The organism is Paraburkholderia ginsengisoli NBRC 100965 (assembly GCF_000739735.1).
Taxonomy (GTDB): domain Bacteria; phylum Pseudomonadota; class Gammaproteobacteria; order Burkholderiales; family Burkholderiaceae; genus Paraburkholderia; species Paraburkholderia ginsengisoli.
In genome coordinates this window covers 934,134-948,767 of the sequence record NZ_BBJF01000004.1, presented here as the reverse complement: position 1 = coordinate 948,767, position 14,634 = coordinate 934,134, and the positions used below count along the sequence as shown (strand labels likewise).

The following is a 14,634-nucleotide window of genomic DNA, read 5'->3' as shown; positions in this document are numbered from 1 at the left end:
GGCTTGCAGGCCGTCTGCCGCATCGTCAGCGCAGAATACGTGAAAGCGCGCGCGCCGTTTGATAGGGGAGCCTCTAATCAGCGCGCGCTACCTGCAAGCAGGATCAATCAATTCAACTGGTAAGAGAAGGTGGCGTTGATGCGCGGGCTGCGCGACGCGCTTTCGACCGGCGCGTCTCCGACCGCTTTCGCCACCGACAGATCGAGGCTGTAGTACTTCGCATCCGAGATCCGGAAGCCGAACGCAATCGACGAGAGTCTGGACGGCGACGGCGTACCCGCGTGCAGATAGACGCGCGCCATGTCGAATGAGATATACGGCGTGAACGTGCGCAGATAGGTGAAGCCGAGCGCGATCGGGCGGTTGACTTCGAACATCGCGCCCCAGCCCGAGTCGCCCGACGCTTCGCCCGGCTGATAGCCCTGAGCGAAGCGTTGCGCGCCGAACGAGATCTGCTCCGAAGTCGGCAGCGACACGGCGCTGTACTGACCGATGAGCGAGACCGCCGTGCCGATTTTCATCGGCCATTCGTTGGTCTGCGAGAAACTCGCGCCGCTCTTCACGAAATTGATCGATGCCGGATTGACGGGCGTCGAGCCGGGCACGTTCGAGTCGCCCGATTTCGACGCGCCGAGAATGTCGAAGGCCTTCGACACGCTGACATTGGCGCGGCGCACCTGGCCGGTTTGCACGCCGGTGTAGTCGGCCTGCAGTTGCATCACGCGCACTTGCGAACGAAAGCCGAGCTGCGCGCCGTTCTGCTGATTGTGATAACGATCCTCGTCGTGCGATGCGTAGACCGACGCGGTGCCGATCACGCTCTGCGTGTTGCTCAACAGGATGGGGTACGCCAGCGAGCCGCCGACCTTGTCGTTGATGACCGTGCGTTCGATGTAATTGGGCAGGCCCGGATTGTCGACAGGATTGCCGCGATAGTGCGACGCGTCGATCTTGCCGATCAGTCCATTGCTGTCGATCGGCACGGCCGCATGCGCGGCCAGATACGTGACGTTGTCGCGGCCCTTCGGCAGCAACGCCGACACGCTCAGCTGTTCGCCGAGCGAGGTCAGGCCGTTCTCGGTGGCACTCAGAAGACCTTGCACGCCGGGCTGATTGAAGTTGACCCCGACGCTGACGTCGAACGGTTTGCGCTCCACGTTCAGTTCGAGCGAGGTGGCGCCGTCGGTGTTCTGCGGCGGCGGCACGTTGGCCGCCACCTTGATGCCGGGCAGCAGGCCGAGCACGTTGATGTAACGCTCGAAGGTCGCGCGCCGCAACGGCCGGTCGGCGACGATGTGATCGGCGATCGAGCGGATCCGGTCTTCGACCGGACCTACCTTGCCCGTCACCTTGACCGTCGACACATAGCCTTCGACTACCGTCACGCGCACGATGCCGTCGTCGAACGTCTGCGCCGGAATGAACGCGAACGACAGCGCGAAGCCGCGGTCCTGATAGAGCCGGGTGACGCCGTTGGCGATTTCGATCAGCTCGCCGATCGTCGTGTCCTTGCCGACGAGCGGCGTGAAGCGTTGCGCGACTTCATCGAACGGAATCGACTTCACGCCTTCGACCTGCACGCGCGTCGGCGTCAGATGGCGGGCGAGCAATGCCTGAAGTTGGGGCGCTTGCGGCGCGACCTGCACGGTCACGTTCGGACCACGGTCGGGCGCCTTGACCTGGGGCAGTGAATCCAGCGGATTGCCGCCGACTGCCGTACCGCCGGGGCGGGACTGTGCCTGTGCTTCCACCTGCAACGCGCTTGCCGCGAGAGTCGCGAGCACGATGGTCCATTTACTGCCGTACCCGAGTTTCATCGGATTCTTCCTCGTATGCCGTTCTTGTGTCGCGGGCATGCCGCCTGGCCGGGCTGGTCGCGATCGCTTATGTGAGGCTGGACGTTACTGCCATGCTTGCATCTATAACGTCACGTGCCCGCGCGAGCTTGAGCATGCGGGGCTTGAGGCGCTAGCACGTGATGAATCGGACTGCTTATCTACGACGCATGTTGAACCGGTTCGTGCATCGAGCGGGTTGGTGGAGAATCGAGCAAGCATGCGGACTGCTTCCGGTTCACCTGCAACGACGTCCGATCGCGCACGCGGTAGGGCGAGTAAAGAACCATTGAGTCGGCATGTGCGCTTCTCGATGTTTTTTCGTCGATGGCGTGAGGCGGTTTCGGCGCGCCGTTGCGATCGATATCCCGGTGGCGCGGACCGCCTCACGCGGAGAACCAGGTGGACCCGGGAAGCGGCTGGCGGGCCGCGTTCCGGGTCGTCGGGCAATACGTATCTCGCGACGCATCGCGCAGGCCGCGAGTGGACCGCTTACTTCTTCAGTCCGCCGAGCAGGCCGGTGACGAGCGACGTGACTGGTGCGAGCGGATTGTTCGCGGTGCCCTTGCCGCTGGTCGCCGATAGCGACACGCCGGCGCCGGAGCGGGTCGATGCCGAGGCGGTCGCTGCGGACGTCGTCGTGGTCGCCGCGACGCTGACGCCGCCGAGCGCGCCGGTCGCCGTCGTCAGCAGGCCGGTGACCGGTGCGAGCGGGCTGCCGGTGCCGCCGGTTGCGCCGGTGAGCGTGCCGCTCGCGGTCGAGAGCAGGCCGGTGACCGGTGCAAGCGGACTGCTGCCGCTGCCGGTTGCGCTGCCGAGCGTGCCCGTCACCGTCGAAAGCAAACCGGTGACCGGCGCGAGCGGGCTGCTGGTGCCGCCGGTCGCGCTGGTGAGCGTGCCGGTCACAGTGGAGAGCAGGCCGGTGACCGGTGCGAGCGGGCTGCTGCCGCTGCCGCTTGCGCCGCTGAGACCGCCCGTCACGCCGGAGAGCAGACCGGTGACAGGCGCAAGCGGGCCGCTGCTGGCGCCGCCGGTCAGGCTGCCGAGCGCGCCGGTCAGCGGAGCCAGCGGGTTGCCGCCGGTTCCGCCGGTGAGCAGGCCACCCACGGATGCGACCGTGGTACCGGTGTCGCTAACCGTCTTGCCGAGCGCAGCGGTGACCGCATTGCCGCCGCCGGTCGATGCGAGCAGCGTGCCGGCCTTGCCGAGCCCGCCGCCGACGGTCGACAGCAGCGTGTTCACCGGTGCGCCGAGACCCGTGGCGTTGCCGACGGTTTGCGTGGTGGAGGCGAGCACCGACGTGATCGGCGTGATCGCGGTGCTGAGGGTTTGCGTGACTTGCTGGACCGGGCCGGTCGAGAGAGCGGTGGTGAGGGTGCCGCCGCCGTTGGTGACCGCATTGCCGAGCGTCGAGACGACGCCGCCCAGCGGCGACGTGATCGCCGACAACGGTGCGAGCGGGCCGCTGCCAAGACTCGTCACGAGGCTGCCCGTCTCCGACACCGCACCGCCGACATGACCGACCACGCCACCCACGCTCGCCACGGTCGTGCCGACCGCATTGCCGCCGGTGCCGAGCTGGCCGAGTCCTTGCGACACGCCGGTACCGAGGGTCGACACCGCCGAGCCGACTTCCTTCACGATGCCGCCCGTGGCGGTGGTGGTTTGCGAGCTGACGACAGGCAGATTCTGCGAGCTGATTGCCGAGCCGATGGTCGACACCGTCGAGCCGAGATCGCTGACAACACCGCCGGCGTGGTCCGTTACCGTGCCGAGCGCATTCGAGACCGTCGTGGTGGTACCCGTGCCTGTTCCGGTGCCCGTGCCCGACGTGCCGCCGCTCGTGCTGCCGGTGGTGGTGCCCGCGCCCGAGCCGCCCGACGCCGTCGAACCGCTACCGCTACCGCTGCCTGACGTGGAAAGCGTGCCGCCGGCAGAGCCGCTGCCGCCGCTACCAGTGCCGGCGCTGAGACTTCCGGAGCCTCCGCAAGCGCCGAGCGCGAGCATCGCGGCGATGCTCGCCGCAATCAGGGTTGCCCGTACCGTCGTGCTGGTTGTTTGAATGTTCATGTCGCCTCGCATCGCATGTGTTGTTGGGTGTTGCTGCGTGCCTATCTCTGCACAAGCCATGCCATTTCGACTGAACATTCCGCGCGTTTTTCTGTCGATGAGGCGTCAGGCCTTGCGGGATGCGGCTTTGCGAGGAGCCGATGAACTCGCCGACGCGCCGGAGGGCGGCGAAAAAAGCGGTTCGCGAGACTTTTGCGCGGGCCGCGTAACGTAACGAGCCGGGCGCGCCGTTACGGGCGACGGCGTAACGCGAGCACAACGAATGAACTCGCGCGCTTCAAACGTTCTGTTAAAACAGGTTTAGTGCGGCCAATCTAACTCATGGTTATACCTATTTGCTGCAATTCCCGATCTGTCGTTAACAAAAACCTAAGTCTTGAAAAGCGCATGCGGCGGTGGCGTTAAGAGCAGAGGGCAATTGCTTAAATATGTTTGATCGGCTATAAAACCCGAAAGCATCACGGTTGACGAGGGAGGTGCGTTATCGAACAGACAGCTCTAACACATCCGTTTCATCGAAGGCGGCTGCGAAGTGGGGCGACTGCAACGCAACAGGCAGGACCGGGAATGAGAGACCAACGGTCCGCGCGTTGACAGAGTTCGACGGCACATGCAGCAGGTGCACAACGAATAAATGAAGTTCCGAGGGTAAAAATGAAAAAATTCACACAACGCTTCCTGAGAGATAACAAGGGCGTGACGGCCATCGAATATGGGCTGATCGCGGGCCTCGTCGTACTCGTCATCGCTGCGGCGGTGGGAACATTGGGTACGAACATATCGGGCGTGTTCAACGCTGTGGCTAACAAGATCGGCAACGGCACGACATCCACCGGTGCGGGTCCAAGTTCGGGTTCAGGCTCGGGCGGCTAGCCCTCTTCGACTTCCTCGTCGTGAAAGACAAGCCTTAATCGTCGCGCGAAGCAGTCGGCGTAATTATGCCGTTCGCTTCGCCGGCGTTTTAATGCCGAGTCTTATTGATTGATGAATGCGAATTGCATTGCGATTCGTATGGCATTGCTTCGCCTGTTGAGTGCGAAATGAATATCGCCATTGGTATTGCTCTATTTGTCGTCTGGGCTGTGGCAGTTGCAATTAGCGACTGCCGTGCCCGGCGTATTTCCAATTCAATTGTCGTTGCGGGTTTAGCGGCGGCATTCGGCTGTGCGATATTTCAAGGCGGTCCTTTCGGGGTTTCTCTTGCTCAGGCCGGACTCGGCGCAATGGTCGGTCTGCTTGCGTTGCTGCCGTTTTTCGCGCTCGGGCTAATGGGCGCCGCGGACGTCAAGGTATTCGCGGTACTCGGGGCGTGGTGCGGCATGCACGCGCTGCCGGGTTTGTGGATGGCCGCGAGCCTGGCCGCCGGCGTGCACGCGCTCTGGCTGCTGATCACGACGCGCACGCGCCTCGCGGGCTTCGGCCGTCACGCGGGCGCGACTTTCGAAATTGGCGGCAAGGCGTCCACGCCGTACGCCGCCTGTCTCACGGTCGCCGCCATGCTCTGGCTCGTGCTGCAAACAGCGGGCGAAGGACTGCGATGAAGCCGCTCGACACAGCGCGCCCACGCCGGCAACGCCACAGCGTTCACCTACGCCGCACGCAAGCGCAGCGCGGCGCCACGGCGATCGAATTCGCGCTCGTGTTCCCGCTGTTCTTCATGATCCTCTACGCGATCATCACGTTCAGTCTGATCCTGGTCGCGCAGCAGAACCTGACGCTCGCCGCGTCGGAGGGCGCGCGCGCCGCGTTGAACTGGCAGACCAGCACGTCGGTGGACGATGCGCTGACCAATCGCGGCAATGCGGCCTGTGTCGCCGCGAAGCAGATGACCGCGACGCTCGTGAAATCGGCGGATTGCACGGCGACGCCGTCGCAATGCGGGACCGGCATGCGCTGCGTGACCGTTCAACTGAGTTACGACTACCAGACCAACCCGCTCGTGCCGACTTTGCCGCTGCTCGGCTTCGCCGTGCCGGCCAGATTGTCGAGCAGCGCGACAGTACAACTCAACCCGGAGAACATTCAGTGATGTACGCGCCGGCCTCCCGCCTCCTTGCCGTCGAACGCGTCCTTGCGCGCGCTCGCCACACGGCATCGTTCAACCGACGCAGCCAATAGCCGCGCATAGCCATGCCGAATCTGACCAGAATTCTTGCCGGCGTACTGATCGCGGTGGCGCTCGTGCTGGGCATCTTCGCGTGGACGCTCGCGCGCCGCCCGGCGCCCGTGCCCGTCGCGCCCGCGGTGCATGCGAGCTTCCCGGTAGTGGTCGCGACCCGCGCGTTGCCGGCGGGCAAGGCGATCACCGTCGAAGACCTGCGCGTGCAGTCGCTGCCGATCAATCCGATCGGCGCGTTCACCGAGCCGTCGCAACTCGCCGGCCGCGTGCCGAGCGCGGAAATCGGCGTGGACTCGCCGGTGCTCGAAGCGCAGCTGGCCTCCGGTCTCGCCGAGCGCATCGCGCCGGGCGAGCGTGCGTTGGCCGTGCGCGTCGACGAAGGCAACGCGGTCGGCAATCGCCTGCGGCCGGGCAATTTCGTCGACGTGTTTTTTACGCTCAAGCGCGATGGCAGCGGCGGCAGCGACGCCGAAATCAGCCGTACCCAGGCGCGCCTGCTGATGTCGAAAGTGCGCGTGCTCGCGTTCGGCAATGCGAGCACGACCAGCGACAACGGCGGCGATCCGAACGGCATGGTGCGCACCGCGGTGCTGGCGGTGCCGGTGGCCGACGTGGACCGTCTGACGCTCGCCGAGAGTTCGGGCCGACTGATCTTCGCGTTGCGCAATCCGAAGGATGACGAAGTCATCGATCAAACCGTGCTGCCGGTCTATCCGGGCGTGTTGAAGACCGCGGCGCATGCGGGCGGAGCCGAGCCGCGGGACTCGACGCGCGCGGCGGCCGGCGTGGCGCTCGACGCGTTGTCGGGCAGCGGCAACGGCGCGGCCGCGAAGCCGCCGCTGCCGCGCTTACCGGCAACGCCGACGAGCGTGCTCGCCAACGCGGGCAGCAGCCATAGCGGTATCGAAGTGATACGGGGTGGGCGCGCCGAAACGGTCGCCCGATAAGCGGTTTCAGGGAGCGGGCGGCCAGTCGCGTCCATAACTACATGACAGAACGGATTTTTGTTTTCAGAAAAGCGATGTGGCTCGGGGTGGCTTTGCTGGGCGTATCGGCGGTGACGGACGCAGCCGGTCCGGCGCAGCGCGCCACGGCCGCGCAGACACGGGCCGCGCGAACCGCCCAGACTGCTCAGGCCGCGCAGCCGATCTCCGTGTCGACCATCGATCTGACGGTCGGCGCGCAGCAGCAGGTCGCCACCGGCCCCATATTGCAGCGGGTCGCGATCGGCGATCCGGCGGTGGCCGACGTGCTGATCATCAAAGGCGACAGGCGCGGCGGCGTACTGCTGGTCGGCAAGGCGGCGGGCACCACGAGCCTGATGGTGTGGGCGCGCGATCGCGATACGCCGCTCAGCTACACGGTCAACGTCAGCACGCCGGCCGCCGCGTCGCTGCTCGGCGCCGATACGCCAAGCGTCAAGGTGCTCGGCAGCACGGCGCTGGTGTCGGGCTCGTCGGCGACGATGGAAGCGCATCAGCGCGCGGTGGTCGCGGCCGAAGGCGCGCTCGGCAAGGACGGCGCGGTATTCGACACTTCGACGGTGGCGAGCCGCGCGGTCGTGCAGGTCGACGTGCGAGTGGTCGAATTCAGCCGCTCGGTGCTCAAGGAGGTGGGCTTCAACTTCTTCAAGCAGAACAACGGCTTCACGTTCGGCTCGTTCGCGCCGTCGGCGTTGACCTCGGTGTCGGCGACGGCGGGCCAGGCGCCGCAATTGACCAGCACGACGCCGATCTCGGCGGCGTTCAACCTGATCTTCAATTCGGCGACGCGCGGGCTGTTCGCGAATCTGAGCCTGCTGGAGAGCAACAACCTCGCGCGCGTGCTGGCCGAGCCGACGCTCGTGGCGTTGTCGGGGCAGAGCGCCAGTTTCCTTGCCGGCGGTGAGGTGCCGATTCCGGTGCCGCAGGCGCTCGGCACGACGTCGATCGAATACAAGTCGTACGGCGTCGGGCTTACCCTCACGCCGACCGTGCTGAGCCCGCAGCGCATCGCGTTGAAGGTGGCGCCGGAGGCGAGCCAGCTCGACTTCACCAACGCGGTGACGATCAGCGGCGTGTCGGTGCCGGCGTTCATCACGCGCCGCGCCGACACCACGGTCGAGCTCGGCGACGGCGAGAGTTTCGTGATCGGCGGGCTGATCGATCGCGAGACGGCGTCGAACGTCGCGAAGGTGCCGCTGCTCGGCGACCTGCCGGTGATCGGCACGTTCTTCAAGCAGTTGAACTACCAGCAGAACGAGAAGGAGCTGGTGATCATCGTGACGCCGCATCTGGTCTCGCCGCTCGCGAAGGGTGCGACCTTGCCGTCGACGCCGGGCGAGCAGTCCGAGCAGCGCAATGGGCCGGTCTGGCGTTCGCTGCTGGGCGGCGTGGCGTCGCGCGACGCCGTGCCGGGATTTTCGAAGTGACGCCGCGAGGCGCCCGCGTGGCGCGCCGGCTGGATACGGGTTCAGGTCGGCAAGCGTGCGAACCGCGCACGCGAGCCGGCAGGCAGTACGACGCGGGGGCTTCGCAGCCGATGCCGCAAGAGGATGTCCAACATGAACGCGAGAACGCATTCATTGACTGAACGAGCGGTCACCGACCATTTCGTGCTCGCGTCGCTCGCCGACGAGCATGTGCACTGGCTCGCCCAGACGCTGGTGGGCGCGGGCGCGGTCGAGGCGGCCACGCTCGACCCGGCGATGGTGATGCAGCGCATCGCGACGCTCAACCCGTCGCTGGTATTCGTCGACTTCTCCGGCGGCCGCGCGGCGGCGGCGAGCGCGGCCGCGAGCGCGGTGCGCGCCGCGTATCCGTCGCTGCAGATCGTCGCGCTCGGTTCGCTCGCCGAGCCCGAAAGCGCGCTGGCCGCGTTGCGCGCCGGCGTGCGCGACTTCATCGATCTGTCGGCGCCCGCCGAGGACGCGCTGCGCATCACGCGCCAGGTGCTCGACAATCTGGTGGAGCCGGTCAGCCGTCATGGCCAGGTCACCGCGTTGCTTGGCGCGCGGGTCGGCATGGGCGTCAGCACGCTCGCCGCGAATCTCGCCGTGATGCTGTAACGGCGCGACGTCGCGCAAGGGCGCCAGGCCGCGCTGCTCGATCTCGGGCTGCCCGCGTCGGACGGCTCGCTGCTGCTGAACACGCGCAGCGAATTCAATTTCGTCGAGGCCGTGCGCAATCTGCGCCGCTTCGATCAGACCTTCGTGCATACCGCGCTGTCGCATCACGCGAGCGGGCTCGCGCTCACCACGCTGCCGCCGAATCTCGCCGATATGCGCGAGGTGTCGTACTCGTCGTCGATCGGTTTGCTGAACCGGCTGCGCGCGTTCTTCGACCAGCAGATCGTCGACCTCGGCGGCTTCACCAACAGCGAGTTCATCGCGCACGTCGTACAGGCCGCCGACGAAACCTGGCTGCTGTGCGATCAGGGCGTGGCGTCGATCGTCTCGGCTGTCGGCGTGCTCGACGCGTTGCGCGAAGAGGGCGTGGACACCGCGAACGTGCGGCTGATCGTCAACAAGTTCGACGCCGACCTCGGTCTCGCCGCGGCGCAGATCGCGCAGCGCCTCGAGATTCCGTTACTCGCCACCTTGCCGGATCGCCGCGTCGCGCTCGGCCAGGCGGTCAACCAGGGCCACCTGCTGGCCGACGCCGCCGCGCGCGACCCGTACGTGCGCGCGCTGGAGCCGCTGATCGAACGGCTCGGCGGCGCGCACCGCGAGAGCACGCACACACGCGGCGGCAAGTCGCCGTTCGGCGCGCTCAAACGCCTCATTCCCACTACTCAGAAGCGGTCATAGACGATGGCAAAAGAAATCGAATTTGCCGACGACGCGCCTTCGTTCGCGCATAGCCAGCAGTTCCAGGACATCAAGAACGCGGCGCACGAACATCTGCTCACGCGCATCGAGGAACTCGGCTCCGAGTTCGGCCGCTGGTCGCGTAATGCGATCAACCAGTTCGTCGATCTGGAGATGGACAGCTTCGTCAGGCTGCGCCGCATTCCGATCAACGAGAGCGAAGTGCGGCTGATTGCCGAGGCGCTCACCAAGGAACTCGCGGGTTTCGGTCCGATCGAGGACCTGCTCGCCGATCCGGCCGTCGAAGATATTCTGATCAACGGCTACAACGACGTGTACGTGTCGCGTCACGGCATTCTCACGCGCATCCAGGTGCGCTTCGCCGACAACGCGCACCTGCTGCGCATCGTGCGCCGCATTCTCGCGCCGATCGGCCGGCGTCTGGACGAATCGAATCCGATGGTCGACGCGCGTCTGCCGAACGGCGGCCGCGTGAACGTCGTGATCGAGCCGCTGTCGATCGACGGGCCGATCGTGTCGATCCGCAAGTTCCGCAAGGACCCGATGCGGCCCGACGATCTGCTCGCGAACGGCACCTACAGCCCCGAAATCGGCGCGCTGCTCGAAGCCGCGGTGGCGGCGCGCTGCAACGTGCTGGTGTCGGGCGGCACGAGCTCGGGCAAGACGTCGCTCCTCAACGCGCTGGCGTTTCACATCCCCGAAGCCGAGCGCGTGGTGACGATCGAGGACACCGCCGAACTGTCGCTGAACCACCCGCACGTGGTGCGGCTCGAAAGCCGTCCGGGCGGTTTCGACGGCGCAGGCGTGGTGACGATTCGCGACCTGCTGCGCAACACGCTGCGGATGCGCCCGGACCGCATCATCGTCGGCGAAGTGCGCGGCGGCGAAGTGCTCGAAATGCTGCAGGCGATGAACACCGGCCACGACGGGTCGATGGGCACCGTGCACGCAAGTTCGCCGCGCGAGTGTCTGTACCGGCTCGAAATGCTGGCGGGCTTCGCGGGCTTCCAGGGCACCGAGTCGAGCCTGCGCCGGCAGATCGCCAACGCGGTCGACTTCATCGTGCAGATCGGGCGGCTCTCCAACGGACGCCGCCGCATCCTGTCGATCACCGAGGTGACGGGGCTCTCGGACAACATCATCGCGACGCAGGAGCTGTATCGCTACGAGCCGATCCTGAACGCGGACGGCGACGAACTCGACAACTGGGTGTCGCTCGGTATTCATCCGCACTCGCCGAAACTGTCGCGCTTCCGTCAGGCGCTCGGCGGCGTCGAGCCGGGCAATGCGTTCGGCAACGCGGGCTTCGGCGGTGGCTTCGGCGGCACGGGCGGCGGCGCCGGTGGCGGCTTCGGCGGGGGCTTCAATGTCTAGCGCGGTACTGGTCTTCGCGGGGCTCGCGCTGCTGTGCGCGGCGCTCGCATTGTTGCTGTGGCAGCGCGGCACGCAACGCAAAGGCCAGGCGAGTGTCGAGCGTTATATCGACAGCCGCATGGCGTCGGCGATGCCTGCGGGCGCGGCGGGCGGCATCGGCGGTGGCGCGGCGGGCGGGACAGGGGGCGTGGGTGCCGTGAGCGAAATGAGCGGAACGGGCGCAACGAGTGGCGCCGCCGCAAACGCGGCACGCGCGGCCGCCTCGGCACGCGCATCGGCCGCCGTGATCGCGCCGCAAGCGCCCGCCGCCGACGCGGGCTGGCTCGCGCGCTGGCAATACCTGCGAGCGCGCGTGCGCTTCATGCTGCAACACGCGATGGCTCGCGCGGGCATCAGCCACGCGAAGGCGCCCATCGCGATCGCCGGTTTGCTGGTGCTGACGCTGTGCGGCTGGGCCGCGCTCGCGGGCGGCCTGCTTGCCGCATGCGCCGCGTTGATCGCGTGCGCGATGTTCTTCTATTTTCTGCTCGCGATGCGCGTGAACAAGCGCCGCCAGCTGATCGTGCGGCAACTGCCGCTCTTTCTCGATGGCATCGTGCGGCTTATCACGCTCGGCAACAGCGTGCCCGCCGCATTCCAGGCCGCGTTGCAATCGACCGAGGTGCCGTTGCGCGAGTGCCTCGACTACGTGTCGCGCATGTTGCGCACCGGCGTCGAAATCGACCGCGCGCTGTCGCAGGTCGCGCTGATCTACGGCGTGCGCGAACTCGAACTGGTCGGCGCGGTGCTGCGGCTGTCGGTCAAGTACGGCGGTCGCGCGGACGTGATGCTCGACCGCATGGCGTCGTTCATGCGCGACCTCGAACAGGCCGAGCGCGAACTCGTGGCGATGTCGGCGGAAACGCGGCTGTCGTCGTGGGTGCTGGCGATGCTGCCGATCGGCATCGGCGGCTTCCTGATCCTGTCGAATCCGAAGTATTTCGCCTCGATGTGGTTCGACCCGACCGGGCGCCAGCTCGTCTATCTGGCGTTCGCGCTGCAACTGCTCGGCGCGTATTTGCTGTACCGGCTCGCGAGCCTGAGGGAATGACGATGCAAGCTCGACAACTGGTCGCACTCGCGCTCGCGCTGGCCGCTCTCGGGCTGCTGCTGATCGCCGCCCTCGTGCTGATGCGCGTGGCCGCCGTGCGGCGCAGCGAACGCACGCTCAGGCACGCGCTCGACGAACGCGCGGCGCAAAGCGCGGCGCTCGCCGCGGCCGCCGCGCGCAACGGCGAGAGCGCCCTGGGCGCGAAGCCGGCCGCGCGGGCCGTGCAACCGAAGGGCTTCAAGGGGCTCCTCGAACGTTTCGCGCACGCCGGGGTTCGCTGGCTCGACACGCCATTCGGCCGGCAGGTCGTCGCCGACGAAGATCGCCGCCTGCTCGAACAATGCGGCTTCGTCGATACGCGCACGCGCGGGCTGTTCCTGATCGCGCGGCTCGGCGGCGTCGTCGGGCTGCCGTTGCTGGCCGCGATGCTGGGCGGCGGCTACGTCGACGGAACGCGCTATGTGGCGCTGGTGGCCGCCGCGGCGATGGCCGGCTTCATGTTGCCGAAGTGGATGCTGGGTCGCCGCGCGCGCAAGCGCCGCAACGGGGTGGTCAACGAATTGCCGCTGCTGGTCGATCTGCTGCGGCTGCTGCAAGGCGTGGGTTTGTCGCTCGATCAGGCGATGCAGGTCGTGGTCAACGATTTTCGCGGCATGTTGCCGGTGCTGTCGGGCGAGCTGGAAATCGCCCAGCGTCAGTTCGCCACCGGCCGCACGCGCGAGCAGTCGCTGAACCGCCTCGCGACGAGTTACGACAACGAGGATCTGCGCGCGGTCGTGCGTCTTCTGGTGCAGGTCGACCGGCACGGCGGCGCAGTGCAGGAACCGCTCAAGCAGTTCGGCGACCGCTTGCGCGAAATGCGCCGCGCGATGCTGCGCGAACGCATCGGCCGTCTTGCCGTGAAGATGACAGGCGTGATGATCGTCACGCTGCTGCCCGCGCTGATGATCGTCACCGCCGGGCCCGGCGTGATGGCGGTTCAGCATTCGTTGAGCGCGGCAAGGAAATAGGAATTGGCCATGACGCATCGTTCATCTTTCGACACCTGGCGACATCGCGCGCGCTGCCCGGCGGCCGTGGCGGCGCTCGCGCTGCTCGGCGCGTGCGCATCCAAAGACCTCGCGGGCTACGGCGTCGGCCCGCAGGCCGAACGCGCGCTGATGGTGAGCCAGCAGGCCGGCAAGGAAGCCGCGCCGGACACGCCCGGCATGTACCTCGGACTGATCGACCGGATGCAGTCGCAGGGGCTGTACTTCGCGTCGCTCGCGCATATCGACGCGTACGACAGGCAGTACGGCGCGAGTCCCGACACGATCCTGCTGCGCGCCGACGCGCTGCGCATGACCGATCAGCCGACGGCCGCCGCGACCGCTTACGGACAGTTGCTGAAGACGCCGCTCGCGGCGCGCGGACATCGCGGACTCGGCCTGCTCGCGGGGGCAGCCGGCGATTTCGCGCACGCCGCCGACGAATTGCAGCAGGCCGTGCTGCTCGCGCCAACGGATGCCGTGACGCTGTCGGATCTCGGCTACGCGTACCTGCGTGCCGGCGACGTCAACGGCGCGCGCGTGCCGTTGATGAAGGCGGCCGAGCTCGATCAGAACAACCCGAAGATCGTCGCCAACGTGGTGCTCTATCTGCTCGCGAACGGCGATCAGACCCAGGCGCTCGTGGTGATGAACCAGCAGAAGCTCGCGCCGGATGTGCGCGCGGCGATTCGCAACGATGCGGCCAAAGTAGCGGCGGCGGGGCGCGCACAGGGACAGGGACAAGGACAGGTGCAAGGGCACTTGCAGGGACAAGGCCCGGGACAAGGACAAGGACAAGGGCAGACGCAACAGCAGGCTGGCGCGACGGCGGATGCGCGCACGGTGGCGAGCGCGGGCATCGAACCCGCGCCGCGCCTGCTGCAGCGTTTCGCGCAATGAACGCGCGGTGACTCGACAGGCATTCAGGGAGCAGCAAATGAACATCAGAACAACGACGCGCGCGTGGCGCGGATCGATGCTGTGCGCCGGCGTGATGGCGGGCGTGGCGTTGGGCGCGCCGGTTTCGGCAATCGCGCAGACCGGCGACCCCGCGCAACCGGTCGAGGCGACCGCGCCCGCGGTGCGGGCGAGCGAAGTCGGGCACTCGACCCGCGTGTGGCTCGATCTGCAAAGCAGCAACACGCAGGCCGCACCCGCGCTGCCGACGCTCGGCGCCGAAGCCGGGCTGGCCTATCGGCGCTACCTGGAATCGTTCAAGAGCAAGATTCCCGATCTGTACGGTTCGACGTTGAAGGGCAACGGCGGTGGCGGCCCGATGGGCAGCTCCGATGCGGGCGGTTCGAACTGAC

Annotated in this window: 12 protein-coding genes and 1 pseudogene; 11 read left to right on the top strand and 2 right to left on the bottom strand. The window is 67.0% G+C overall.

The window, feature by feature from the left end; genetic code table 11:
- Positions 1-107 precede the first annotated feature (107 nt).
- Together BGI01S_RS08305 and BGI01S_RS08300 are read right to left on the bottom strand one after the other, a co-directional pair.
- The gene (locus tag BGI01S_RS08305; protein ID WP_042324046.1) at positions 108-1,817 is read right to left on the bottom strand and encodes a ShlB/FhaC/HecB family hemolysin secretion/activation protein; all 1,710 of its coding nucleotides are present in this window, start codon (positions 1,815-1,817) and stop codon (positions 108-110) included.
- A gap of 510 nt (positions 1,818-2,327) precedes the next feature.
- Entirely contained in the window at positions 2,328-3,905 is a 1,578-nt protein-coding gene (locus BGI01S_RS08300; protein WP_042324045.1) for a collagen-like triple helix repeat-containing protein, read from the bottom strand.
- Between the two features lie 654 nt (positions 3,906-4,559).
- On the opposite strand from BGI01S_RS08300, the gene BGI01S_RS08295 reads away from it, so the two are divergent.
- From BGI01S_RS08295 to BGI01S_RS08245, 11 genes and pseudogenes are all read left to right on the top strand, one after another.
- Positions 4,560-4,778: a Flp family type IVb pilin gene (locus BGI01S_RS08295; protein WP_042324038.1), complete on the top strand. Its 219-nt coding sequence runs from the start codon at positions 4,560-4,562 to the stop codon at positions 4,776-4,778.
- A gap of 167 nt (positions 4,779-4,945) precedes the next feature.
- Positions 4,946-5,446, top strand: coding sequence for an A24 family peptidase (locus BGI01S_RS08290; RefSeq protein ID WP_042324037.1), 501 nt, complete (start codon positions 4,946-4,948; stop codon positions 5,444-5,446).
- Positions 5,443-5,934 (top strand): TadE/TadG family type IV pilus assembly protein, encoded by a 492-nt coding sequence (locus tag BGI01S_RS08285; protein ID WP_042324036.1) that lies wholly within the window; start codon positions 5,443-5,445, stop codon positions 5,932-5,934. Before BGI01S_RS08290 ends, BGI01S_RS08285 begins: the two co-directional genes overlap by 4 nt.
- 101 nt (positions 5,935-6,035) lie before the next feature.
- On the top strand, positions 6,036-6,971 hold the full coding sequence (cpaB, locus tag BGI01S_RS08280; protein WP_042324034.1) for a Flp pilus assembly protein CpaB: 936 nt from the start codon (positions 6,036-6,038) through the stop codon (positions 6,969-6,971).
- A gap of 41 nt (positions 6,972-7,012) precedes the next feature.
- Positions 7,013-8,434 carry a type II and III secretion system protein family protein gene (locus BGI01S_RS08275; RefSeq protein ID WP_084585294.1) on the top strand — a complete coding sequence of 474 codons (1,422 nt, stop codon included), beginning with the start codon at positions 7,013-7,015 and terminating at the stop codon, positions 8,432-8,434.
- A gap of 132 nt (positions 8,435-8,566) precedes the next feature.
- A pseudogene (locus tag BGI01S_RS08270) lies at positions 8,567-9,811 on the top strand (fimbrial protein).
- 3 nt (positions 9,812-9,814) lie between these two features.
- Positions 9,815-11,206, top strand: coding sequence for a CpaF family protein (locus BGI01S_RS08265; RefSeq protein WP_042324032.1), 1,392 nt, complete (start codon positions 9,815-9,817; stop codon positions 11,204-11,206).
- Entirely contained in the window at positions 11,199-12,296 is a 1,098-nt protein-coding gene (locus tag BGI01S_RS08260; protein ID WP_042324030.1) for a type II secretion system F family protein, read from the top strand. The genes BGI01S_RS08265 and BGI01S_RS08260 overlap by 8 nt, the downstream gene beginning before the upstream one ends.
- 2 nt (positions 12,297-12,298) lie before the next feature.
- Positions 12,299-13,306: a type II secretion system F family protein gene (locus BGI01S_RS08255; protein ID WP_042324028.1), complete on the top strand. Its 1,008-nt coding sequence runs from the start codon at positions 12,299-12,301 to the stop codon at positions 13,304-13,306.
- Positions 13,307-13,315: 9 nt separating this feature from the next.
- Positions 13,316-14,224 (top strand): tetratricopeptide repeat protein, encoded by a 909-nt coding sequence (locus BGI01S_RS08250; protein ID WP_042324026.1) that lies wholly within the window; start codon positions 13,316-13,318, stop codon positions 14,222-14,224.
- A 37-nt stretch (positions 14,225-14,261) separates the two neighbouring features.
- Positions 14,262-14,633, top strand: a complete 372-nt coding sequence (locus tag BGI01S_RS08245; RefSeq protein ID WP_042324024.1) for a DUF3613 domain-containing protein — start codon at positions 14,262-14,264, stop codon at positions 14,631-14,633.
- The last annotated feature ends 1 nt before the right edge of the window (position 14,634 follow it).

Bases quoted from the DNA above. Each gene is read 5' to 3' on its own strand.
- BGI01S_RS08245 (WP_042324024.1), top strand. From the start codon at position 14,262: ATGAACATCAGAACAACGACGCGCGCGTGGCGCGGATCGATGCTGTGC.
- BGI01S_RS08260 (WP_042324030.1), top strand. From the start codon at position 11,199: ATGTCTAGCGCGGTACTGGTCTTCGCGGGGCTCGCGCTGCTGTGCGCG.
- BGI01S_RS08285 (WP_042324036.1), top strand. From the start codon at position 5,443: ATGAAGCCGCTCGACACAGCGCGCCCACGCCGGCAACGCCACAGCGTT.
- BGI01S_RS08275 (WP_084585294.1), top strand. From the start codon at position 7,013: ATGACAGAACGGATTTTTGTTTTCAGAAAAGCGATGTGGCTCGGGGTG.
- BGI01S_RS08250 (WP_042324026.1), top strand. From the start codon at position 13,316: ATGACGCATCGTTCATCTTTCGACACCTGGCGACATCGCGCGCGCTGC.
- BGI01S_RS08290 (WP_042324037.1), top strand. From the start codon at position 4,946: ATGAATATCGCCATTGGTATTGCTCTATTTGTCGTCTGGGCTGTGGCA.
- BGI01S_RS08300 (WP_042324045.1), bottom strand. From the start codon at position 3,905: ATGAACATTCAAACAACCAGCACGACGGTACGGGCAACCCTGATTGCG.
- BGI01S_RS08305 (WP_042324046.1), bottom strand. From the start codon at position 1,817: ATGAAACTCGGGTACGGCAGTAAATGGACCATCGTGCTCGCGACTCTC.
- BGI01S_RS08255 (WP_042324028.1), top strand. From the start codon at position 12,299: ATGCAAGCTCGACAACTGGTCGCACTCGCGCTCGCGCTGGCCGCTCTC.
- cpaB (WP_042324034.1), top strand. From the start codon at position 6,036: ATGCCGAATCTGACCAGAATTCTTGCCGGCGTACTGATCGCGGTGGCG.
- BGI01S_RS08295 (WP_042324038.1), top strand. From the start codon at position 4,560: ATGAAAAAATTCACACAACGCTTCCTGAGAGATAACAAGGGCGTGACG.
- BGI01S_RS08265 (WP_042324032.1), top strand. From the start codon at position 9,815: ATGGCAAAAGAAATCGAATTTGCCGACGACGCGCCTTCGTTCGCGCAT.